Source organism: Rhodoferax sp. AJA081-3 (assembly GCF_017798165.1).
Lineage (GTDB): Bacteria > Pseudomonadota > Gammaproteobacteria > Burkholderiales > Burkholderiaceae_C > Allorhodoferax.
On record NZ_CP059068.1, the window covers coordinates 2612297 to 2634188 of the forward strand.

The following is a 21892-nucleotide window of genomic DNA, read 5'->3' on the forward strand; positions in this document are numbered from 1 at the left end:
TTCCATCAGCGGCATTCGGCGCCTGAGGAGTTTCACGCCTCGGCAGGGCTCACGCGTTCGCCGGGCGTTAGGGCGCCGGCAACACTCTGCCAGCTGCGCGGCAGAGACACGACACCCTGCTCCAAGGTCTTCTGGCTGAAATGCAGGGTTGCAACATTGGCGGCACCATCGTAGACGTGGATGCCGTCTTCGCTGAGCAGGTAAACGCCAATGAAATATTCGCCCTTGAGCAAGGGGATCTTGGGGAACTGGATGGTGGCTGTGCCGCGCCCGGTGCTGTCACGGTCCAACTCCAACCCGTCGGCCTGTGTACTGCTGCTGGTGATGGTCCGCCCATCCGGAGAGTGGACCGTCACCGCCACCACGGGCGCAGGTAAGGCCGGGTCAGAAGCAAAGCCAACGGCAATGACCAAAGTCTGCACCGCACTTTGTATTTGCAGCGAGTTGCCAATGGTGTCATCGACCCGCGTCTGCACACCCAGAATACGGGCCTGCCCCGTGGCCGACGGTATCTCTGCCACCGCCGATACGCTCTGTGGTGCAGCATCCCGGTCCAGAAAATTCTGGTAACGGGCAACCACGGTGGACGGGTCCCCAATCAGGCGGACTACCCCCTTCTCCAACCACAATGCACGGGTGCACAAGGCCTCGATCTGATAGATCGAGTGGGAGCAGAACAGTATGGTCGCGCCCTTTTCCTTCAGCCGCATGATGCGATCAAACGACTTGCGTGCAAACGCGCCATCTCCCACCGACAAGGCTTCGTCAATGACCAGGATGTCGGGGTCCACACTGGTGGCGATGGAAAACGCCAGGCGCACATACATGCCGCTGGAATAGGTTTTGACCGGCTGGTGGATGAAGTCGGCTATACCGGAAAACTCCACAATCGCGTCGTAGCGCGCGTCGATCTCGTCCTTGCTCAAGCCCAGGATGGAGGCATTGAGGTAGATGTTTTCCCTGCCCGTGAACTCCGGGTTAAACCCCGCGCCCAGCTCCAGCAGCGCAGCGACTCGACCGTGCACCGAGACCTGCCCCATGGTCGGGGACAGGGTGCCACAAATCAGCTGCAACAGTGTGGACTTGCCTGCGCCATTGCGCCCCACCAGGCCCAGCACCTCGCCCTTTTGCAGCTCGAAGTTGACATCGTGCAGGGCCGCAAACTCTTTGTAGTAACGCCGTCTGCCGCGCATCAGCATCTGCTTGAGCCGGTCTATGGGGCGGTCGTAGAGCTGGAAGGCTTTGCCCAGATTCTGGGCGTGGATGGCAAGGCTAGAGGACATCGGCAAAGCCTTTGCGCGTCAACTGGAAAAAGGTGGCAGCTGCCGTGGCAAACACCGCTGCGACCGCCGCGTACAGGCCCAGCGCAGCCCAATCTGGCCACAGCCCCAGCAGCAAGACGGCCCGCACCTGCTCGATGATCAAAGTCAGGGGGTTCAGATTCATCCAAAACTGCAGGTCCGGAGCGAGGGACTTCACCGAATAAAAGACCGGCGACATGAACATGGTCAGGCTGACCACCATGCTCATCACCTGCCCCACATCGCGCACAAACACACCCATGGCGGACAAAAACCAGCCCAGTCCCAACAACACGGGAAGAAAGGCCAGCAAAACCAGGGGAAAGGCAAAGGCGGTAACCGGCAGGCCACCGCGGGCCACCAGCAGGACCACCAACAAGGTACTGGAACTGATCAGCAGATGGAACAGCCCTGACAGCACGGTCACCCAGGTCAGCAGCTCGACCGGGAATATGACTTTCTTGACCAGGTTCGGCTGGTCCACGATCAAGCTGGGCGCCTTGCCGGCCACCTCGGAAAAGAGGTTGAACACCAGCAGCCCGGCAAAAACCTGCAGCGAAAACTCCAGCCCGCCCCCATGGGTCGCGCCGGGCCAGCTTTGCCGAAAAACGCCCACAAACACAAAGGAATACACGCCCAGCATCAGCAGGGGCGTCAAAAAAGACCAGGTCAGCCCGAGCAGAGAGCCGCGGTAACGGCCCAGCACATCGCGTCTGGCGAACTGCCAAAGCAAGGAACGGTTGCGGATGGGGAGATAGGAGCGTTGCAGGATTGTCACAGCCGGTAGTTTAACGGCGTGGCCCGCCAGGGCCGCATCCGCCAGGACGGCGGGTTAGGATACGCAATCTACACCTGAGACCACGCTGCAAGTAAAGTCGCCCTGTATCCTTCCCAGCCCACGACACCGGCTCGCACAATAACCAAACCATCTATCTGGAGCATCCCATGGTCAAGAAACTGCCAAAAGTCGATATATCCAAACTCACCCATACCCAGTTCAGCGAATCGGTCAAGGACTCTGCGCAGCAAATCTGGCAGGCGGGATTGGGGGCTTTCACCCGTGCGCAGGCAGAGGGCTCCAAGGCCTTTGAATCCCTGGTGAAGGAAGGCGTCAGCATCCAGCGCAAGACCCAAAGTGCGGCGGAAGACAAGATTTCGGAAGCCACCAGCAAGATGTCGACCATCGCCACTGACATCAGCTCCAAGGCATCGGGCCAGTGGGACAAGCTGGAAAACATCTTCGAGGAGCGGGTGGCCAAGGCCCTGAACAAGCTGGGTGTGCCCTCGGCCAAAGACATCAATGCGCTGATCGCCCGCATCGACGAGTTGAACAAGGCCGTGCAGAAACTGTCGGCCAAGTCCCCTGCCGCCAAATCCGCAACACAACCCGCAGCCAGCAAGGCCACGCCCGCCACCCCGGCCAAAAAGGCGAAAGCCCCTGCCAAGAAAACCAAACCGGCGGCAGCTGCCAACAAACAGGCTTGATCCTTGACCTGCCGCTACCCTGACAAGGGGGCGCGCAAGCGCCCTTTTTTACGCATTCGTACGTGCTGCGACGCAGCAAAAAGCAGAGCTCCTGCCCCCTACACTTTCCACCTATGAACGCAACTCCCCAAACGCCTCCCAAAATAGCATTGGCACTGGCCGGCGGTGGCCCTTTGGGTGCGATCTACGAAGTAGGTGCCATGTGTGCCCTGGAAGAATCGCTCAACGGGCTGGACTTCACCAAACTGGACCACTACGTCGGCGTATCGGCCGGCGGCTTCATCGTGGCGGCGCTCGCCAATGGCATGTCACCGCGTGAATTGTGTGCCTCGTTCATCGAAAATGACAGCGAACCCTCTGAGACCTTTGACCCGTCCTGGTTGCTCAAACCCGCTTATGGCGAGTTTTTGCGCCGCAGCATCATGCTGCCTGGATTGGTGTTGTCCGCCTTGTGGCAGTTCACGATAGGCCGCAAATCCCTGTTGACCGCGTTGGAGCGCCTGGGCCCCAGTCTGCCCACTGGTGTGTTCTCCAACCAGGCGGTGGACACGCAGCTGGCGCGCCTGTTCAGCCGCGAAGGCCGCACCAACGACTTCCGCAAACTCAAGACCAAACTCACCCTGGTTGCCACCAACCTGGACAGTGGTGAGGCCGCGCCCTTTGGCCGCCCGGGCTGGGACCATGTACCCATCTCGCAGGCGGTTCAGGCCAGCTCGGCACTGCCCGGCCTCTTCCCGCCAGTAGAGATCGACGACAAATATTACGTGGACGGCGCGCTGAAGAAGACCATGCACGCCTCGGTGGCGCTGGAAGACGGTGTGGACCTGCTGATCTGCCTGAACCCACTGGTGCCCTTCAACGCAACCGCACCCCAGGTGGCCAAGGTCATGCAGCGCGGCATTCCCGCGCACAAGCGCGAGATCCCCCGCATCGTGGACGGCGGCCTGCCCTCGGTGCTGAGCCAGACCTTCCGATCCATGATCCACTCCCGCATGGAACTGGGCATGAAGCATTACAACCGCGCCTACCCGGACACCGACATCATCCTGATCGAGCCCGACCACCGCGACCCCGAGTTGTACCTGGCCAATACCTTCAGTTATGCGCAGCGGCGCCAACTGGCCGAACACGCCTACCAGCAGACCCGCCAGATGCTGCGCTCGCGCAAGACCGGCCTGTCAGCCAAGCTGGCGCGCCACGGCATCAGCCTGAACCACGAGGTGCTGGACGACCCCAAACGCCACCTGTCGGCACCGCCCAAGGCACCCACCCGCATCGGCCGCGCCATTGCCACGTTGCAGGAGGTCATGGACGACCTGGGCGACACCGTAGCCACCGCCGCACGCCGCGCCGCCCACTGAAGCCCCCACCATGGTCAAGAAAGCCCCCCGCCGTACCGCAGAACGCATTCTTGAGGTCACGCTGGAGCTGTTCAACCGCTTTGGCGAGCCCAATGTCTCCACCACGCTGATCTCGGCCGAGCTGGGCATCAGCCCGGGCAACCTGTATTACCACTACCCGGCCAAAGACGAGCTGATCAACTCGCTGTTTGACCGCTACGAAAAAGCACTCAACGAGTTGCTCAACGCCAGCGACAGCGTGCGTGATGTGGAAGACGCCTGGTTCTTCATGCACACGCTGTTCGAGCTGATCTGGCAATACCGCTTTTTGTACCGCGACCTGAACGACCTGCTGAGCAAGAACCGCCGGTTGGAGACCCACTTCCAGTGGGTACTGAAGAACAAGACCCGCTCGGTCAAGACCATGCTGGACAGCATGAACCGCTCCGGTGCCATGCACATCGACTCCCGCGAGATGGAGCCGACCGCCACCAGCATGGTCGTAGTACTGACCTACTGGCTGAGCTTTGAATACGTCAAGGACCCGCGCAACGCCCTGGAGCCCGCCAGCGCCCAGGCCGCCCTGCTGCGCGGTGCCCACCATGTGCTGAACCTGCTGATCCCCTACTTGGAAGCCAGCCAACGCACCCACCTGCTGAAACTGGTGGACGCCTACACCTCACCGGCTGGCGCCCAACCACCCTAGAACAATAAAACAGAGCCACACCCAGAGGAGACACCGCATCATGGCCCCATGGACCGCCTTCAGCCACAGTGGCGATTACCCATTTGATGCATCCCGCGTCAGGAAGGAGTGGCGCCGTTTACACGCCGGGGATCTGGAGCCTTTGCCCGAAGACGAGGCCCTGCTTGCCGCTTGGGCGCTGTACCACGCGGGCGAATTCGAAAGAGCCACGGAAGCCGGTTTGCAAGCCGGGCCAGCGGGCACCAATGTTGCCAACAAGGCCACCAGCGTCTACGCCCACTACCTGGAGCCCCGGGAGAAAAATCGCCAGCGCCTGTTTCTGCAGGTCGCCGAGCGCGCCGCCGCGCTGGCCGCCGCAGAGCCGGACAATGCCAACGCCTTTTACTGGCAGGCCTATGCCCTGGGGCGCTACAGCCAGGGCATCAGCGTGGCCAAGGCCCTGGCCCAGGGTGTGGGTGGCAAGATCAAGTCGGCGTTGGAGTCCGCCATCCGCCTCCAGCCCCGCCATGCCGACGCCCACGTGGCGCTCGCCGCCTTCCATGCCGAGGTCATTGACAAGGTGGGCCCGCTGATTGCCAACATGACCTATGGCGCAAAAAAGGAAACCAGCCTCAACCTGTTTGCGCAGGCGCTGAGCCTGAACCCCCATTCCGCCATCGCCAAGATTGAATATGCCAATGCCCTGGTGATTCTGGAAGGCGACAAACGCATGGCCGAGGCCACTCAGTACTACGAAGAAGCCGCTGCCAGCTCTGCGAAAGATGCCGCTGAACATCTGGATGTGGAAATGGCGCAAACCGAACTGGCTAGTTAGTGCCTCCACGCTCTATCACTGCTGTAATATTCTTCCGTTCACACCAACCTATTCATAGGAGCATCCCATGGCCGATCTGAAAAAACAATTCGAAGCCGCCGTCGCCAATTCCAAGAATCTGAGCGAGCGCCCTGACAACACCACGATGCTGAAAATCTACGCGCTGTACAAGCAGGCCAGCGTCGGCGACAACACCGAGAAGAAACCCGGCTTCACCGACCTGGTGGGCCGCGCCAAGTGGGACGCATGGAACGGCGTCAAGGGTGTCAGCACCAAGGAAGCCATGCAACAGTATGTGGACCTGATCGAGTCTTTGAGCTAAATGGGGCTCTAGCCCCCGAGAATGCTGCCTAGGCAGCTATCAAAAAAAGAGCGCCTTTGGGCGCTCTTTTTGGTTGGGTAGAAGGTGAATGCCTGGGGGCTGGCGGGCGGGCGCTAAGACTTCTTCGCGACCTTGGGCTTTTTGGCCGCCGCCTTGGGGGCCAGCAAATCGTCCAGGTTTTTGACAATCTCCGCCTCGATCTTGCCCTTGAAGGCACCCAGCAAAAAACCCAGCTTGGCGTCCAGATCAAAATGGTCCCCGGTCACCACCAACGTGCCATTGACGCCGGAACGGGTGAAGCTGACGCGGTCTTCCTGGGCGCCCTCGGCATACGTACATTGCATGCCAAATTCGCTCTCCACTTCCTCGGCCCAGGTGCGCGCGATCTTGCGCGCGGCCGCTAGGCTCAGGGAATGTTCGCGTCGGATATGAAGGTTTGCCAAGGCCGTGCTCCTAAATCAGGTTCATACTCAGATGACCATGCTATACAAATTCAAATCCAAAGTCACCGGTGATCTCATCATGCTGGAGCCCAATGGGCGCAAGGTACTGCAGTTGATTGGCAAAGGGGACGCGGCGTCCCTAGCCAAAGGCATCCTGTTGCCGCCCGAGATGCCCGCCGCCGTCGCCGCGCTGGAGCAAGCCATTGTCGACGACGAGGCCGCACAGCAGAAGCGCCAGGAAGAGGCACAGGCTGCCGGTGAAAAGATCCCCCCCAGCGAGAGCGTGACGCTGCGCCAGCGGGCCGTGCCCTTCATCGACATGCTCAAACGCTGCCACCAGGCCGACAAGGAAATCGTCTGGGGCGTCTGAATGCTTAGTCCGCGTAAACGCCGGCGGCCTTCAGCACGGGGCTCCACTTGGCGATTTCAGCGGCGACAAACTTCTTGTGCTCGGCCGGCTCCATCCGTTTATCGGTCACCACCACGGCGCCCAGGCCTTCCTGCTTCTTGATGAAGTCGGGGTCTTTGAGCGCCACTTTCAGGGCCGCGTTGATCTTGGTGATCACATCTGCGGGGGTGGCCTTGGGCGCGTACAGGCCGTGCCAGATCGTCACTTCAAACCCCTTCAGACCCTGGTCCTGCAAGGTGGGCAGGTCTTTCAGCGCGGGTGTGCTGAGTTGCTTGGCCGTTGTCACGGCATAAGCCTGAACCTTCTTGGCTTCGATCTGGGTGGACGTGTTGGTCGTCTGGTCACACATGAAATCGATCTGTCCGCCGATCAGGTCGGTCATGGCTGGTGCCGTGCCTTTGTAGGGCACGGTGGTCATGTCCACCGCCAGCGCGTTCTGGAACATCAGGCCACACAGGTGAGAGGCCGAGCCCACACCGGCATTGCCCAGGTTGATCTTGCCCTTGTTCTGGCCGATCCAGGTGGCCAGCTCTTTGTAGTTTTTGGCCGGCAGGTTGGGTCGGCCAATCAGGGTCATGGGCACGTCGTTGACCATGCCCACGTATTCAAAATCGGTTTCCACCTTGAACGGGATGTTTCGCACCAGGGTGGGCATGGTGGCCATGCCGATGTGGTGCAGCAGCAGGGTGTAGCCGTCCGGTGCGGCCTTGGCCACCTTGTTGGCACCAATGGAGCCGCCAGCACCGGCCGCGTTGTCGACCAGCACCGTGGCGCCGCCCAACGGTTTGCGCAGGGCCTCCGCCAGGTCGCGGGCTACACGGTCGGTGGGGCCGCCCGCGGTGAACGGAACCACGATGGTGATGGGTTTGGACGGAAAGGTGTCCGCGTAGGCAAACACCGCAGTCGCCGCCAACGTAAAGGCAAATATCTTCTTCATGGTTTTTCTCCTCGGGTTGAATGGGTACAGCCTACCCGCAGCCTAGCCGATTGCCATGCTGGAAACTACTTAGTCCGTCGCAGCTACCCCATGAAACACGGGGCTATTGCAAGCCAATTGTTTAGCTACTGGTAGCTACGTGCGTCTTCAATCACCTTGCCATCGTTGGGCAGGCTGCCGGGCGGCAAAATTTCCACCTGGCCACGCAGTTTGGTGACATCGCGTATGGCTTCTTCAATGCGTGCGGCCAGCCCCTCGGCGGCGACGGCTTCTACGCGCAGGGTCATGGCGTCGTTGGCCATATCGCCGCTGACCACCAGGCGGGCGCGCGTCACTTCGGCAAACCGTTTGGCAATCTCGTCCACCTGTTTGGGGTGCACAAACATGCCGCGCACCTTGGTCGTCTGGTCGGCACGGCCCATCCAGCCTTTGATGCGGGTATTGGTGCGGCCGCTGGGGCAGTGGCCGGGCAACACGGCAGACAGGTCACCCGTGCCAAAACGGATCAGCGGGTAGTCGGGGTTCAGGGTGGTGACCACCAGTTCACCCACCTCGCCTTCAGCCACCGGGTCGCCGGTGCCGGGGCGCACGATCTCCACAATCACACCCTCGTCCAATACCAGCCCCTCGCGGGCCGGGGTTTCATACGCGATCAGGCCCAGGTCGGCTGTGGCGTAACACTGGTAGCCGTCGATGCCGTGCGCCAGAAACCAGTCGCGCAGGCTGGGCACAAAGGCCTCGCCGCCAAACATGGCCTTTTTCAGGCTGGGCAAGGCCACACCCATCGCAGCTGCTTTCTCCACAATGATTTTCAGGAAGCTGGGTGTGCCGATGTAGCCCGCGGGCTGCAGGTCACGCATGGCATACACCTGTTGCTCGGTCTGCCCCGTGCCCCCTGGAAAGACCGTGCAGCCCAGGGCGTGTGCGCCGGTTTCCATCATGGAGCCGGCGGGCACAAAGTGGTAGCTGAAACTGTTGTGTATCAATTCACCGGGCCGAAAACCCGCGGCGTAGATCGCCCGCGCCATGCGCCAGTAGTCGCGGCGCGTGCCTTCGGGCTCATAGATCGGGCCAGGGCTGGCGTAGACCCGTGGCATGGCAGCACCGTAGCCTATGGTGCTGAAACCGCCGAACACATTGCCATTTGCCCCCACCTCGCGCGAAGCCTGTTGCAGGGCCTGCAACTCGTGTTTGCGCGTCACCGGCAACTGGGCCAGGGCCGCACGGCTGGTGATGCGGGCCGCATCCACGCCGCCCAGAATCTGCGCAAAGGCGGGGCTGCGGCTTTGTGCGTGGGCCACTTGCCCAGGCAGCGCCGCCAGCAGCGCGGCTTCACGCTCGGCGGGCGCGCGGGTTTCGAGCGCGTCATACACAGAAGTCATGCAGGTCTCCCTTGGGCCATTGGTTTGCTATAAATACAGTAGCTATACGTTCTTATTTCACGGGGGCTAGAGCACCAAAAGGGCTTAAACCTTTAGGCCAGCCAGCGTTTGCGGCGTTTGTAACTCTTCACATCCTTGAAGCTCTTGCGCTCGCCGCCGCCCATGCCCAGGTAGAACTCCTTGACGTCTTCGTTGGTGCGCAGGTAGTCGGCCGCGCCGTCCATGACCACACGGCCGGATTCCATGATGTAGCCGTAGTCGGAGTACTTCAGCGCCATATTGGTGTTCTGCTCGGCCAGCAAAAAGGTGACCTTTTCCTTGGTGTTGAGGTCTTTGACGATCTCGAACACCTCTTCCACAATCTGCGGCGCCAGGCCCATGGAAGGCTCGTCCAGCAGCACCATGCTGGGGTTAGCCATGATGGCGCGGCCGATGGCGCACATCTGCTGTTCACCGCCCGAGGTGTAGGCGGCCTGGCTGGTGCGCCGGGTCTTGAGGCGGGGGAAGTAGGCATAGACCTTTTCCAGATTCGCCGCCACCTCGGCCTTGCTTTTGCGCGTGTAGCCGCCGGTCAGCAGGTTCTCTTCAATCGTCAGGTGGGCGAAGCAATGGCGGCCTTCCATGACCTGCACCACGCCGCGCTGCACCAGGTCGGCCGGGCTCAGGTTCTCGATGCGTTCACCGCGCAGCTCGATGCTGCCCTTGGTCACCGCGCCGCGCTCCCCCGCCAGCAGGTTGGACACGGCCCGCAGCGTGGTCGTTTTGCCCGCACCATTGCCGCCCAGGATGGCCACAATGCCGCCTTCGGGCACCTGCAGCGACACGCCTTTGAGGACAAGAATGACGTGGTTGTAGATGACCTCGATGCCATTCACGTTCAGAACAATATTCTTTGCATCACTCATGGTGGTAGTTCCAATCAAACCAAATGAAAGACCCGCTGGGCGAGCCTTTGATTTGGCGGCCCCGGAGGGCCACCGTTGTGATTAGCTCTGGCAGTCGGCTGGCGTGCGGGGTGTCAGCTTCTTGTCGGCCGCGTACTTGGCAGCCGTGCTCTTGACCAGGGGCTTAATGATTTGCTCATCACCCTGCAGCCAGTCGGACGAGAACTTCCAGCCCTTGCCGTCCCAGGTGTGGATACGGGCCCAGGAGGCGCCCATGTGGTCCACACACGAGGTGCTGATGGGGCGCATCACGCCGGCAAAGCCCAGTGCGTCCAGCTTGGGCTGGGTCAGGTTCAGGTTTTCCAGGCCCCAACGCACTTGTTCGCCGGTCATGACCTTGCCCTTGCCAAAACGCTCTTGCGCCGAGCGGATGCCTTCCACGCCCAGCATCGCGCTCATGGCACCGCGCATATAGAGCACCTGGCCCAACTCTTCCTTGGGACCGGTACCCTGGCCTTTGTCGTGCACCATGGCCAACACGTCTTTGACCAGCTTGGACTGCGGCTCGGCGCCGTGCTGCATGGTCACCGCGTTGTAGCCCTTGGCGCCGTCGGCCACGTCTTTCACGTCCGGCTCAGCACCGGCCCACCACACGCCATACATCTTCTCGCGGGGGTAACCGGTAGCCTGGGCTTCCTTGATGGCGGTGGAGTTCATCACACCCCAGCCCCACAGCAAGGTGTAGTCGGGCTTGGCCTGGCGCACCTGCAACCAGGTGGCTTTTTGCTCCACACCGGGTGCCGTCACGGGCAACAACTGCAGACTGAAACCGAGTTGGGCAGAACGCTCCTGCAACAGGGCGATAGGCTCTTTGCCAAACGGGCTGTCGTGGTAAACCAGCGCCAGCTTTTTGCCCTTGAGTTTGTCCAGGCCACCTTCTTTTTTGCCAATGGCCTGCAGAATGGCGTCGGCTGCTACCCAGTAGGTGCCGGCAATCGGGAAGTTCCATTTGAAGACTGTGCCGTCCGCGCTTTCGCTGCGGCCATAACCCACGGTCACCACCGAGATCTTGTCGACGGGTGCTTTTTCGGTGATCGCAAAGGTGGCGCCGGTGGACAGGGGCTGCACCAGGGACGCACCGCCGTTTTTGCCTTTCAGGCGTTCATAACATTCCACGCTGCGGGCCGTGTCGTAGCCGGTTTCGCATTCTTCAAAACTGATCTTGACGCCATTGATACCGCCGCGGGCATTAACCAGCTTGAGGTAGTCCACATAACCATTGGCCCATGGCACCCCATTGGGTGCGTAGGGCCCGGTGCGGTACGACAGCACCGGAATAAATTGTTCCTTGCTGGCCTGCGCGAAGGCAGTGCCGGTTGTCAGCAATGCGCCGCCAAGGGCGACCAAGCTAGCCGCGAGTGCGAGTTTGCGAAGCTTCATTTGTCTCTCTCCTAGTAATTAATGATGGAAGAAGCACGGGGGAACACGGTACGAAAAAACCAAAGTCATCAGTGTGGGAAGGGCCACAGGCGCAACTTTTGTTTGCCGATGGACCACAACTTGGCCAGGCCATGCGGCTCGACGATCAGGAACCACACAATCAGTCCGCCAAAAATCATCAGCTCGGCATGTGAGATGCCGGCCGTGGAAATCTGGATACCAAACAGTGCCGCCAGGGCTGGCAAAAACTGGTTCAGAAATATGGGCAGCAACACGATAAAACCCGCGCCAAAAAAGCTGCCCATGATGGAACCCATGCCACCAATGATGACCATGAACAACAGCCGGAACGACTGGTCCACCGAGAACGCGGCCGGCTCCCAGGCACCCAGGTAGATAAAGGCCCACAGACCACCCGCCATGCCCACGATGAAGGAGCTGACGGCAAACGCGCTGAGCTTGGCAAACATGGGGCGTATGCCGATGACCGCGGCCGCCACGTCCATGTCGCGTATGGCCATCCATTCACGGCCCACGGCACCACGCACCAGGTTCTTGGCCATGAGTGCAATCACCGACAACAGCGTCAGGCAGAAGATGTATTTGGACAGCGGGCTGGCCAGCGAAAACCCAAAAACCTGCAGGTTGGACACCGACACCGAGCCCGAGGGTGAGTAGTTGGTAAACCACTGGATGCGCAAGAACATCCAGTCCGCAAAAAACTGCGCGGCCAGCGTGGCCACCGCAAGGTACAGGCCCTTGACCCGCAAACTGGGCAACCCGAAGAGGATGCCGAACAGCATGGCGCACACGCCACCCAGCACCAGTGCCACGATCAGGGGCATGCCCTCAATGCGCACAAAGAAGTTGTAGGCCGCATAGGCACCCACCGCCATGAAGGCGCCCGAGCCCAGCGAGATCTGGCCACAGTAACCGACCAGAATATTCACGCCAATAGCAGCCAGCGAGAAGATCAGAAAGGGGATCAGGATGTTGGTAAACCAGTAGTCGCTGGCCACCGCGGGCAGCGCCACAAAGGCGACTGCCAGCAGCGCGTACAAGGCGATGCGATCCTGTGCAATCGGGAAGATCTGCTGGTCTGCCCGGTAGTTGGTTTTGAATTGGCCGTTTTCTCTGTAAAACATAAAACCTCTAATCAGTTGAGGACCGAGCAAATTTGCTGCGCAAATCTTGGTCCGTCCCGCAAGACATCACACTCGGTCAATGATCTTTTCACCGAACAGCCCTTGAGGACGTATCAGCAAGAATCCCAACGCCAACACATAGGCAAACCAGATTTCAATACCGCCGCCAACAAAAGGCCCCAGGTAAACCTCGGACAACTTCTCTCCGACGCCAATAATCAGCCCGCCTACGATGGCGCCGGGCACCGATGTGAGTCCACCCAAAATCACAACCGGCAGTGCGCGCAAGGCAACGGTGGTCAGCGAGAACTGCACACCCAGCTTGCTGCCCCAGATCATGCCGGCCACCAAGGCCACCACACCGGCCACACACCACACAATGACCCAGATGCGGTTCAGCGGGATACCAATGGATTGGGCCGCCTGGTGGTCGTCGGCCACAGCGCGCAGTGCGCGGCCCGTAGCGGTCTTCTGGAAAAACACGCTCAGCAGTGCCACCAGTACAGCGGCAATCAGCGCGGCGTAGAGGTCTTCCTTGTTGATCAGGATGCCGCCCTCAAAGGTGCTCTCAAAAATCATCACCGGGTCTTTGGGCATGCCGATGTCGATCTTGTAAATGTTGCTGCCAAAAATCGTCTGGCCCAGACCTTCCAGGAAATAGGTGATGCCCAGCGTGGCCATCAGCAGCGTGGTGCCTTCCTGGTTGACCAGGTGGCGCAGCACCAGTCGCTCAATCAGCCAGGCCACAACAAACATCACGATACCCGCACCGATGAAGCCCAACACATTGGCTGCCACCGGGTTGTCAATGCCCAGGTGTATCGGAATCCACTCCGCAAAACGCGCCATCGCCAGTGCCGCAAACAGCACCATCGCGCCCTGCGCAAAGTTGAACACGCCGGATGCCTTGTAGATCAGCACAAAGCCCAAGGCCACCAGCGAATACAGCATGCCGGCCATCAGGCCGCCGAGTAAAGTTTCAAGGAAAAAAGCCATATCAGTATTCCTTAGTGCGAGGTGCCGAGATAGGCGCTGATCACATCCGGGTTGTTGCGCACTTCGTCCGGCGTGCCGTCACCGATCTTCTTACCGTAGTCCAACACCACCACGCGGTCGCTGATGTCCATGACCACACCCATGTCGTGTTCGATCAGGACCACGGTGGTGCCGAACTCGTCATTCACGTCCAGCACAAAGCGGCACATGTCCTGCTTTTCTTCTACGTTCATGCCGGCCATGGGTTCGTCCAGCAGCAGCACTTGGGGCTCCATGGCCAGCGCACGACCCAGGTCGACCCGCTTTTGCAGGCCGTAGGGAAGCTGGCCCACGGGTGTCTTGCGATAGGCCTGGATTTCCAGGAAGTCGATGATGCGTTCCACCGCCTCGCGGTGCATAATTTCCTCCCGCTCGGCCGGGCCCCAGCGCAGGGCCTGCAGCAGGATATTGCTTTTGATCTTGAGGTTGCGGCCGGACATGATGTTGTCCAACACACTCATGCCCTTGAACAACGCCAGGTTCTGGAAGGTGCGTGCCACGCCCATCACCGCCACCTGGTGGCTGTTCATGTGTTTGAAGGTCTGGCCGCGGAAGGCAATCGATCCCTGCTGCGGTGTGTAGACACCGTTGATGCAGTTCAGCATCGAGCTCTTGCCCGCACCATTGGGGCCAATGATGGCGCGGATCTCGTGTTCCTTGACGTTGAACGAGATGTCGGTCAACGCCTTAACGCCGCCAAAACTCAGGCTGATGTTCTTGACGTCGAGGATGACGTCACCGATCTTTTTCGTACTCATGCTGCCGCCTTCACGGGTGCAAAGGTCTTGGTGTCTTCAATCCGCAGCGTGGCACTGACCTTGCCGGTGCGACCGTCTTCGAACTTGACCTGGGTTTCAATAAATTGCGATGTCTTGCCGCCGTACAAGGCATCAATCAACACGTCATACCGCTCGGCGATAAAACCGCGGCGGACTTTGTTGGTGCGGGTCAGCTCGCCGTCGTCAGCATCCAGCTCTTTGTGCAGCACCAGGAAACGGCTGACCTGGCTGCCGGCCAACAGGGCGTCCACGCTCAGGTCGGCATTGACCTTTTCCACACATTCCTTGATCAGCTGATAGACCTCGGGCTTTTGCGCCAGGTCGGTGTAACCCGCATACGGCAGGTTGCGCCGCTCGGCCCAGTTGCCCACCGCATCGAAATCGATGTTGATCATCACGCAGACCTGGTCGCGGCCGTCGCCATAGGCCACAACCTCCTTGATGTGTTGGAAGAACTTGAGCTTGTTCTCCACATACTTGGGCGCAAACATGGCGCCGTCGTTGGCACCACCTTTGATGCGGCCCACGTCTTTCACGCGGTCAATAATTTTTAGGTGGCCATTGGCGTCGATAAACCCGGCATCGCTGGAGTGGTACCAGCCTTCCGCCGTCAACACCTCAGCCGTGGCTGCGGGGTTTTTGTAATACGCGCGGAACAGGCCGGGGGACTTGATCAAAATCTCGCCGTTGTCGGCCACCTTGATCTCCACACCATCGCAGGGCACACCCACCGTGTCGGCGCGGGCTTCGTGGTCGGGCTGCAGGCATACAAAGACGGCGGTCTCGGTGGAGCCATACAACTGCTTCAGGTTGATGCCGATGGAGCGGAAGAAACTGAACAGATCCGGACCAATCGCCTCCCCCGCCGTATAGGCCACCCGCACACGGCTCAGGCCCAGTGTGTTGCGCAGCGGGCCGTAGACAAACACGCTGCCCAGCGCGTACAACAGCCGGTCAACAAATGAAACTGCTTTGCCGTCCATCAGATTCGGGCCAACGCGTTTGGCGACCGACATGAAGTAATGGAACATGCCGCGCTTGATGGCACCGGCGTCTTCCATACGGATCATCACGCTGGTCAGCAGGCCTTCAAAAATGCGGGGCGGCGCGAAGTAATAGGTAGGGCCAATCTCTTTCAGATCGATGGTGACCGTGGCCGATGACTCTGGGCAGTTGACGACATACCCGCAGGCCAGCCACTGGGCATAGGAAAAAATGTTCTGCCCGATCCAGGCCGGTGGCAGGTAGGCCAGCACCTCTTCATCACCCGTCAGCTTGTCAAAGTTTGCGCCCACACGCGCCCGGTCCAGCAGCGAGTTGTGGGTGTGCACCACACCCTTGGGGTTGCCCGTGGTGCCGGACGTGAAAAACATGGCGCCCACATCGTCGGGCTTGGCCTGGTCTACCTCGGCAGCAAAGAAGTTGGGGTGCAGCGTATTAAAAGCCTTGCCTGCGACCTGCAGCTCGTCCAGCGAGGCCAGGCACGGCTCTTCGTAGTTGCGCAGGCCACGGGGGTCGTCAAAATATATGCGCTCCAGCAGGGGGCAGCTTTCGCGTACCTCCATCAATTTGTCGACCTGTTCCTGGTCTTCGGCAAATGCGAAGCGCACTTCGGCATTGTTGATGGGGAACACACACTCGGCAGCGGCGGCATCCTGGTACAGCGGCACGGGGATGGCACCCAGGGACTGCACGGCCAGCATGGTGGCATACAGACGCGGCCGGTTGGCCCCGACCACCACCATGTGTTCGCCGCGGCGCAGACCAGCCTGGTGCAAACCGGCAGCCAGTTGCTGCACCATGGTCAACAGCTCCGACCAGGTCAGCGCCTGCCAGATGCCGTATTCCTTCTCACGCATGGCAGGCGCATTTGGGCGCTCACTGGCGTGTTTTTGAAGTAGCCGCGGAAAAGTCGTTTGCATGCCAAATCCTTGTCTGTCTGTCACCTCTGTCCAGCCCCGATGTTTTGCAACAACAGGTCTGTGTATGGGCCGAATATTAGTCCCGCATTTGACGCCAAGTTGTCGTTTGGACGACAATTCAGGTGTTTCTGGGTAGGTGTTTTCCCTTCACTTATCGCCAACTTACAAAAGCCCGCATGTCCGCCGACCCATCCCTTTTCCAACGCCGCCGCGCCCTCACCGCCGCCGAGTTGGACGCCATTCCGTGGATCCATTTGTTGTCTGCGCAAGAGCGGCAGCGCGCCACCGAAGACCTGAAGATTGCCGATGCCGACCCCGGCGAATACATCTGCCGCATCGGCCGCCCGGTGACCTACTGGTTTGGTGTGGTGGACGGTTTGCTGAAGATGAGCAGCGACAACGCCGAGGGCCAGACAATGACCTTCACCGGTGTGCCACCCGGCGGCTGGTTTGGCGAGGGCACGGCCATGAAACGCGAGACCTACCGCTACAACATCCAGCCCCTGCGCAAGAGCCGCGTGGCCGGCCTGCATGTGGACACCTTCCACTGGCTGCTGGACCACTCCATCGGCTTCAACCGCTTTGTGATGAACCAGCTGAACGAACGCCTGGGCCAGTTCATTGCCGCGCGCGAGATCGACCGCATGACCAACCCCGACATTCGTGTGGCGCGCAGCCTGGCGTCGCTGTTCAACCCCGTGCTGTACCCCGGCGTGGGTGAGGTGCTGCGCATCACGCAGCAGGAGCTGGCGTATCTGGTGGGCCTGTCGCGCCAGCGGGTGAACGAGGCATTAACCGCGCTGGCGGCGCAGGGGGCGATCAAGGTGGAATACGGGGGGCTACGGGTGATGGACTTGCAGGCCTTGCGCAGCCAGATGACTTTTAGGTGAATCGGGCTGCAGCCCCCGTGGAATATGAGGGTTGCGCTATCTTTTTTCATTCAACTGGCGCGCGCTGTGGCGGCCAGGCTTACCTACAGCGAGTAGCTGGCGTACAACTCGACGTGGTGGTAGGCCAGGGCTCGTCCAACAACGGGGTTAGATCGTGGCTTCGCACGATCTAACCTGACTCGTTAGGTCTGGCTGATAAACAGCGTGACAGTTACTTCTTGCTGCAGTTCCCGCTTTTCGCAAGTTCAAGACCCGCAATCTCTTTCTTGCCATCTTCTTCACTGACGAGCTCGACGCCTGCGCCACCCACCAGCAGACCCATCTTCATAAACTGACGAACAAAATAGTTAACGCCCGACTTGACCTTGATCACCAGATCATTCGGCGAAAATTCAGACTCGGTCGAAACCTTGTGCTCAACGTCTCCTTTGACTTCCTTGACGAAGAAAACATTCGGCGCAGATTCACCAATGCACTCACCGTTGATCCAAATGTCCTTCTTCAAGGCGCCACCAAAACTTCCAGAGCGAAACACATAGATTTGGGCGTTGCCTTCACTCGGAGGTCCAAAGCGCTTTGCGGCACTAGAGGCATCCTTGGATTCCATTGAAACGGAAGCGCAGCCTGTCATGACAACAGTGGCGAGCAAGACGAGAGGGACGCGAAAGTTCAAACTATTTCTCCAGGTAAATTCGATGGTGTTACAGCTCAGCCGACATTGGCAAAGCCCACGATGCTATCACTCCACCAGTGGCTGGCCTCGAAGCTGACGACTCCGGATTAGTGAAGTACACGCATACAGGTTTTCACCCTTGGCAGGCTGCCGTCAAAAATGATGGCCCCGCTGTAAGCAGTGAACAACCAATGGGTATGCTGCGAGAATTGCGGTCGTGCTGGATCGCCAGCATGGTGATGTCGCATCCTTGCCCCGGCGTGGGTGAGGCGCTACGTGTCACTCAACAGAAGCTAGCCTACATGGTGAGCCTGTCGCGCCAGCGGGTGAATGCGCCGCTGGCAGCGCAGGGGGCGATCAAGGTGGAATATTTGGGACTGCGGGTGACGGATTTGCAGGCGCTGCGCCAGTCAAGTAGCTTTTAAGTAGATAGGGCTGTAGCCCCCGTTAAATATGAAGATAACGCTGCTATTTTTAAATCAACTTCTGGTATCTGGCCTTCTTTTTCTAGCCACGCCTGCTTCGGCGGCACGGTGTAGCAACGAAATCGCACGTGGCATCGACGATTCAGAGACGGATTACTACGATGCCAAGCGGGCCGCGTGCTTGGTCAAAGAATCCAAGGCGCTGAAAGCCAGTGTTTTTGGAGTGACGTCGCACAGGCCTGATCGCGCTTGGAAGCTAACCCATGCACTGCTCTGCGGTAAGGGGGCAGATGCTGAAGCAACCATCCGCCCTCGTATCTTGAATCCAATCAAGCACTTGGTCGTCGGCTACGACCAAGAAAAGGACACTGTGACGCGTGAATACCGAACCGCCCGCGACTTGATGACAAGAGGTTGCGCGTTTACCCCAGACGCGGAAGCCCTGTCTGGTTCGGTCCTCAAAATTAGCTACATTCCATACAGCCCCCATGCTTATTGCGGCGCCGCCTTCATTCTGGAGTTCAGAAAAGGCGACTGGCTGATCACAGAAACCCAAGGCGCCTGCGACTGATCGCTGAAATGCATGCAAAGGTGCACCGCTTTGGTCTACTCACCCTCAATAGACAAATGGCTGACTACCCACTCCACCAAAACTCCCGCGTCATCATTGCCCTCGATTTCGACTCCGCATCACAAGCAATGGCGCTGGTGGACCGGCTGGGTGCATCAGCCACCCACTACAAAATTGGACTCCAACTGCTCACGTCAGAGGGCCCGTCAATCGTCAGGGCGCTGGTCTCACAAGGCAAACAAGTGTTTCTCGATCTCAAGCTGCACGAGATTCCTGGTTCCGTAGCAGGTGCGGTCGAAGCGGCGGGGAAATTGGGTGTGTCCATGGTGACGGTGCATGCCAGTGGCGGCTCTGCCGTACTCCAGGCTGCGGTCGCCGCGGCAAAACCGTTTCCCGCCTTGAAGGTACTGGCACTGACTGTGATCACCAGTTTGAGCGATGACGATCTGAAAGACATCGGCATTCAAGATGCCGTCCCTGTTCAAGTAGCTCGCCTGGCGCGCCTTGCAATGGCCGCCGGTTGCCATGGCGTGATCGCCTCGCCGGGTGAAGCTGCAATGCTGAAAGAAATCCTGCCGCACGATGCACTGATCGTCACCCCGGGCATACAGCTGTTTGGCGCCGTCCAATCCCGCAGCGCCAGTCCTCAGGCTGCCGTTCAGGCGGGAGCGACACATGTTGTCATTGGTGGAGCCATCACCCGGGCACAGGACCCTGGTGCGGCATTTGCACTGGCATGTGTTCAGATTCAGGCCGCATAAGTCAAGGATTCCCCCAGCTGCGCGCCCCTTCACCTAGTCCAAACGGACTATTGGCAAAGCCCAGTGCGGAAGTTACAGTCTGTAACACTCCCCGAAATAAAGCATCCCGTCGTGAACCTCAGCCAAAAAATCCTAGCCGCCCTGATCAGCGCAGCCGCATCCTGTTCCGCGTTTGCCGACAGCAGCCTCTCGTTCCAGGATGTCACCTTCAGTACACAGGCTGTGGACAGCGACACCTTGCGCTTCACCATCACGGGTGCGGATACCGCGGGCGGCGATTGGCTTGGCGTCCAGTACCTCAAGGCTTTCTCGTTCAAAGACATTGGTGACATCGCCTCGTTTGCGGTTGTCAGCGGCCCGTCGTTTGCGTCTATTGCCGAGAGCGGCAAGGAACTCAATGCCAAGGGCTGCACAGGCGGTAACTCTGGCGGTGCCTGTTTCTCGTTTACCCAGGCTACCGCGCTCACCAGCTCGATGACCTGGACGATTGATTTTGTGGCCGCCGCAGGCCAGACACTGAATTTTGCGGCGCCCCACCTCAAGGTCGACTTCTACACCTCCGCAGGTGACAAAAAATCAACCGGCAGCCTGCTGTCGCAAAGTATGGTGTCGGCTGTGCCTGAACCCGAAACCTTCGCCCTGCTGTTGGCTGGCCTGGGCCTGGTGGGCGCAGTGGCCCGTCGGCGTCAAAACCGCACGCGGTAACCCGGCCCCTATACCGACTCTTCCAACGCGGCCTGTTTCAACAGCGACTCCGTCGTTCCGTCCTTGCGCATGGCATCCAGCACCTTGGCCAAGGGTGCGGCAAGTGCCTGGTTCTTCGCACTGAAATAGGCGTACCCATCCGCCATCTCCAACACCGACACCTTGCGAATCGGAGTGGCCTTGAACTCTGGTTTGAGCAACAGCGAATCCACCGCGCTTTCCACCTGCACAAATACATCCGAGTTCCCGGCCAAGAGTTTTTGCAGGCCGCTTTCGATCGAACGCACCGCGTGCAACTGGGCCGCCGGCACCCGGAGCTTCAGTTCCTTCTCGGTTTTGGCCGAGCCCAAAACGTAGTCCACATTCAGCGGGACGTTTTTTAGCCCATCCCAGCCCTTTTGCAACACCAACGGCTTGGTCGCGTATGCCACAAAGTTGTCGGTGAAGTGCGGGCTTGCCACCCGCCGCAGCGTGGGGCGGTTGTCGCCATACTCTTTGGCGCGGTGCAGCTCTGCGTCCAGTTCGCCAGTGGTCAACATTTCTTCGGCGCGCCGCCCGGGCAACACCACCAATTGGATCTCCTGCCCCAGGCGCGTAAACGCCTCGCGGTAGACCAGTGCCAGGGCTGTGCCGGTGTACGAGCCAGGTGTTGGATACCGTGTTCCAACCAACAAGGGGGCTTTGCGGACAGTGCGCCCCTGCGCAAAGGCAAGTGGTGCACCCATAAGCCATACCGCGACGGCTCGGCGCGTGAGTGTGCTCACTGTTGTCATGAAGCTCCCTGGGTCTCGATAGTCTCCTTGTACACCATAGACCGCTGGTGCAGCAAGCCCACGGTGTCGGCCTGGGGGCCCCTCTTCTTGGCCGCTAGAACCGCACGCGGTAACCAAACGTCAAAAAGTCCTCGCCGTTGGCGCCATAGTTGTTCAGCAGGTCGTACACCGCGCAGCGGTGATGCAGGCGCATAAACACTTCGCGTGACTTGTCTTTGGGCCGTGAAAACGCCAGCTCAATCATCAAAAAATTCAGCGTCTGGCTGCCCTTGCCTTCGGGGCCCAGCTCCAGTGCACTGACCTTGGACGTGTAAGACAGCCCCAAGGGTCCCAAACGCAAATCGGTCTGCAGCGTGTCCTTCCACGGGAAACTGCTCCAGCGCAAGACCGGGGCAAAGGCAATCTCGGTGAGCGAGTCCATGCCAAACTGCTGGCCAATCATGGCGTCGAGTTCAATCGACATGGGCCACGACTCCGACCGCCACAGCGTCTTGGTGCCGGTGACCGCCACCATGTGGTGGTTCAGGTAGGTGGCTTTGCCCTGCGTAAAGCCCGCGGGCTCGGTGTCGTAAAACTTGCCACCGTAGACTCCTATGCTCCAGTCCGGCTCTGCGGCAAACGCCAGGGGCTGGCACAACAGGCCGGCAAACAGCAAAATGGCAGTGGCGCCGAATGTGCGCAGGCCAGCGCAGCGGTAGGGGGTGTTCGGTTGCATGGTGATAGTCTCCGTTTACACAACATAGCAAACGC

24 protein-coding genes and 1 pseudogene are annotated in these 21892 nt (G+C 59.8%); 11 read left to right on the forward strand and 14 right to left on the reverse strand.

The features are described from left to right. Positions 1 to 32: 32 nt before the first annotated feature. Together HZ993_RS12275 and HZ993_RS12280 are read right to left on the reverse strand one after the other, a co-directional pair. On the reverse strand, positions 33 to 1283 hold the full coding sequence (locus HZ993_RS12275; RefSeq protein WP_209393040.1) for an ABC transporter ATP-binding protein: 1251 nt from the start codon (positions 1281 to 1283) through the stop codon (positions 33 to 35). Continuing rightward, entirely contained in the window at positions 1273 to 2079 is an 807-nt protein-coding gene (locus HZ993_RS12280; RefSeq protein ID WP_209393041.1) for an ABC transporter permease, read from the reverse strand. The genes HZ993_RS12275 and HZ993_RS12280 overlap by 11 nt, the downstream gene beginning before the upstream one ends. Before the next feature lie 167 nt (positions 2080 to 2246). On the opposite strand from HZ993_RS12280, the gene HZ993_RS12285 reads away from it, so the two are divergent. From HZ993_RS12285 to HZ993_RS12305, 5 genes are all read left to right on the forward strand, one after another. Then, positions 2247 to 2786, forward strand: coding sequence for a phasin family protein (locus HZ993_RS12285; RefSeq protein WP_209393042.1), 540 nt, complete (start codon positions 2247 to 2249; stop codon positions 2784 to 2786). Positions 2787 to 2899: 113 nt separating this feature from the next. Then, positions 2900 to 4147 carry a patatin-like phospholipase family protein gene (locus HZ993_RS12290; protein ID WP_209393043.1) on the forward strand — a complete coding sequence of 416 codons (1248 nt, stop codon included), beginning with the start codon at positions 2900 to 2902 and terminating at the stop codon, positions 4145 to 4147. 10 nt (positions 4148 to 4157) lie between these two features. Beyond that, complete coding sequence (locus HZ993_RS12295) at positions 4158 to 4832, forward strand: TetR/AcrR family transcriptional regulator (protein WP_209393044.1); 675 nt, start codon at positions 4158 to 4160, stop codon at positions 4830 to 4832. Between the two features lie 40 nt (positions 4833 to 4872). Further along, positions 4873 to 5646, forward strand: a complete 774-nt coding sequence (locus HZ993_RS12300; RefSeq protein ID WP_209393045.1) for a hypothetical protein — start codon at positions 4873 to 4875, stop codon at positions 5644 to 5646. A gap of 67 nt (positions 5647 to 5713) precedes the next feature. Continuing rightward, on the forward strand, positions 5714 to 5968 hold the full coding sequence (locus HZ993_RS12305; RefSeq protein WP_209393046.1) for an acyl-CoA-binding protein: 255 nt from the start codon (positions 5714 to 5716) through the stop codon (positions 5966 to 5968). A gap of 113 nt (positions 5969 to 6081) precedes the next feature. On the opposite strand, the gene HZ993_RS12310 is transcribed toward HZ993_RS12305, so the two are convergent. Next, a complete protein-coding gene (locus HZ993_RS12310) occupies positions 6082 to 6411 on the reverse strand; it encodes a polyhydroxyalkanoic acid system family protein (protein ID WP_209393047.1) in 330 nt (109 codons plus the stop codon). 37 nt (positions 6412 to 6448) lie between these two features. Between HZ993_RS12310 and HZ993_RS12315 the strand changes: the two genes are divergently transcribed. Next, positions 6449 to 6781 carry a DUF1840 domain-containing protein gene (locus HZ993_RS12315; RefSeq protein WP_209393048.1) on the forward strand — a complete coding sequence of 111 codons (333 nt, stop codon included), beginning with the start codon at positions 6449 to 6451 and terminating at the stop codon, positions 6779 to 6781. A 4-nt stretch (positions 6782 to 6785) separates the two neighbouring features. Here the strand turns inward: HZ993_RS12315 and HZ993_RS12320 are convergent, their stop codons facing one another. From HZ993_RS12320 to HZ993_RS12355, 8 genes are all read right to left on the reverse strand, one after another. Next, entirely contained in the window at positions 6786 to 7757 is a 972-nt protein-coding gene (locus tag HZ993_RS12320; RefSeq protein WP_209393049.1) for a tripartite tricarboxylate transporter substrate-binding protein, read from the reverse strand. A gap of 125 nt (positions 7758 to 7882) precedes the next feature. Beyond that, positions 7883 to 9139, reverse strand: a complete 1257-nt coding sequence (locus tag HZ993_RS12325; protein ID WP_209393050.1) for a phenylacetate--CoA ligase family protein — start codon at positions 9137 to 9139, stop codon at positions 7883 to 7885. 92 nt (positions 9140 to 9231) lie between these two features. Next, the gene (locus HZ993_RS12330; RefSeq protein ID WP_209393051.1) at positions 9232 to 10044 is read right to left on the reverse strand and encodes an ABC transporter ATP-binding protein; all 813 of its coding nucleotides are present in this window, start codon (positions 10042 to 10044) and stop codon (positions 9232 to 9234) included. 81 nt (positions 10045 to 10125) lie between these two features. Continuing rightward, positions 10126 to 11463: an ABC transporter substrate-binding protein gene (locus HZ993_RS12335; protein WP_209393052.1), complete on the reverse strand. Its 1338-nt coding sequence runs from the start codon at positions 11461 to 11463 to the stop codon at positions 10126 to 10128. 68 nt (positions 11464 to 11531) lie between these two features. Next, a complete protein-coding gene (locus tag HZ993_RS12340) occupies positions 11532 to 12608 on the reverse strand; it encodes a branched-chain amino acid ABC transporter permease (protein ID WP_209393053.1) in 1077 nt (358 codons plus the stop codon). A 66-nt stretch (positions 12609 to 12674) separates the two neighbouring features. Further along, the gene (locus tag HZ993_RS12345) at positions 12675 to 13604 is read right to left on the reverse strand and encodes a branched-chain amino acid ABC transporter permease (RefSeq protein WP_209393054.1); all 930 of its coding nucleotides are present in this window, start codon (positions 13602 to 13604) and stop codon (positions 12675 to 12677) included. A gap of 11 nt (positions 13605 to 13615) precedes the next feature. Next, positions 13616 to 14401 (reverse strand): ABC transporter ATP-binding protein, encoded by a 786-nt coding sequence (locus tag HZ993_RS12350; RefSeq protein ID WP_209393055.1) that lies wholly within the window; start codon positions 14399 to 14401, stop codon positions 13616 to 13618. Further along, positions 14398 to 16344: a long-chain fatty acid--CoA ligase gene (locus HZ993_RS12355; RefSeq protein ID WP_209393056.1), complete on the reverse strand. Its 1947-nt coding sequence runs from the start codon at positions 16342 to 16344 to the stop codon at positions 14398 to 14400. The genes HZ993_RS12350 and HZ993_RS12355 overlap by 4 nt, the downstream gene beginning before the upstream one ends. A 176-nt stretch (positions 16345 to 16520) precedes the next feature. Between HZ993_RS12355 and HZ993_RS12360 the strand changes: the two genes are divergently transcribed. After that, the gene (locus HZ993_RS12360) at positions 16521 to 17234 is read left to right on the forward strand and encodes a Crp/Fnr family transcriptional regulator (RefSeq protein WP_209393057.1); all 714 of its coding nucleotides are present in this window, start codon (positions 16521 to 16523) and stop codon (positions 17232 to 17234) included. Between the two features lie 211 nt (positions 17235 to 17445). Here the strand turns inward: HZ993_RS12360 and HZ993_RS12365 are convergent, their stop codons facing one another. Beyond that, positions 17446 to 17907 carry a DUF2846 domain-containing protein gene (locus HZ993_RS12365; RefSeq protein WP_245213613.1) on the reverse strand — a complete coding sequence of 154 codons (462 nt, stop codon included), beginning with the start codon at positions 17905 to 17907 and terminating at the stop codon, positions 17446 to 17448. Positions 17908 to 18161: 254 nt separating this feature from the next. Here HZ993_RS12365 and HZ993_RS12370 point away from each other — a divergent pair. The 4 genes and pseudogenes from HZ993_RS12370 to HZ993_RS24570 form a co-directional block, all read left to right on the forward strand. Then, positions 18162 to 18332 (forward strand): annotated as a pseudogene (locus tag HZ993_RS12370) (Crp/Fnr family transcriptional regulator); the annotation flags it as partial. Positions 18333 to 18360: 28 nt separating this feature from the next. Then, positions 18361 to 18903 carry a hypothetical protein gene (locus tag HZ993_RS12375; protein ID WP_209393058.1) on the forward strand — a complete coding sequence of 181 codons (543 nt, stop codon included), beginning with the start codon at positions 18361 to 18363 and terminating at the stop codon, positions 18901 to 18903. 56 nt (positions 18904 to 18959) lie between these two features. Beyond that, complete coding sequence (gene pyrF, locus HZ993_RS12380) at positions 18960 to 19664, forward strand: orotidine-5'-phosphate decarboxylase (protein ID WP_209393059.1); 705 nt, start codon at positions 18960 to 18962, stop codon at positions 19662 to 19664. Between the two features lie 111 nt (positions 19665 to 19775). Continuing rightward, the gene (locus tag HZ993_RS24570; protein ID WP_245213614.1) at positions 19776 to 20369 is read left to right on the forward strand and encodes a PEP-CTERM sorting domain-containing protein; all 594 of its coding nucleotides are present in this window, start codon (positions 19776 to 19778) and stop codon (positions 20367 to 20369) included. 8 nt (positions 20370 to 20377) lie between these two features. On the opposite strand, the gene HZ993_RS12390 is transcribed toward HZ993_RS24570, so the two are convergent. After that, positions 20378 to 21094 (reverse strand): ABC transporter substrate-binding protein, encoded by a 717-nt coding sequence (locus HZ993_RS12390; RefSeq protein ID WP_209393060.1) that lies wholly within the window; start codon positions 21092 to 21094, stop codon positions 20378 to 20380. A 142-nt stretch (positions 21095 to 21236) separates the two neighbouring features. Beyond that, the gene (locus tag HZ993_RS12395) at positions 21237 to 21857 is read right to left on the reverse strand and encodes a hypothetical protein (RefSeq protein WP_209393061.1); all 621 of its coding nucleotides are present in this window, start codon (positions 21855 to 21857) and stop codon (positions 21237 to 21239) included. Positions 21858 to 21892: the final 35 nt, after the last annotated feature.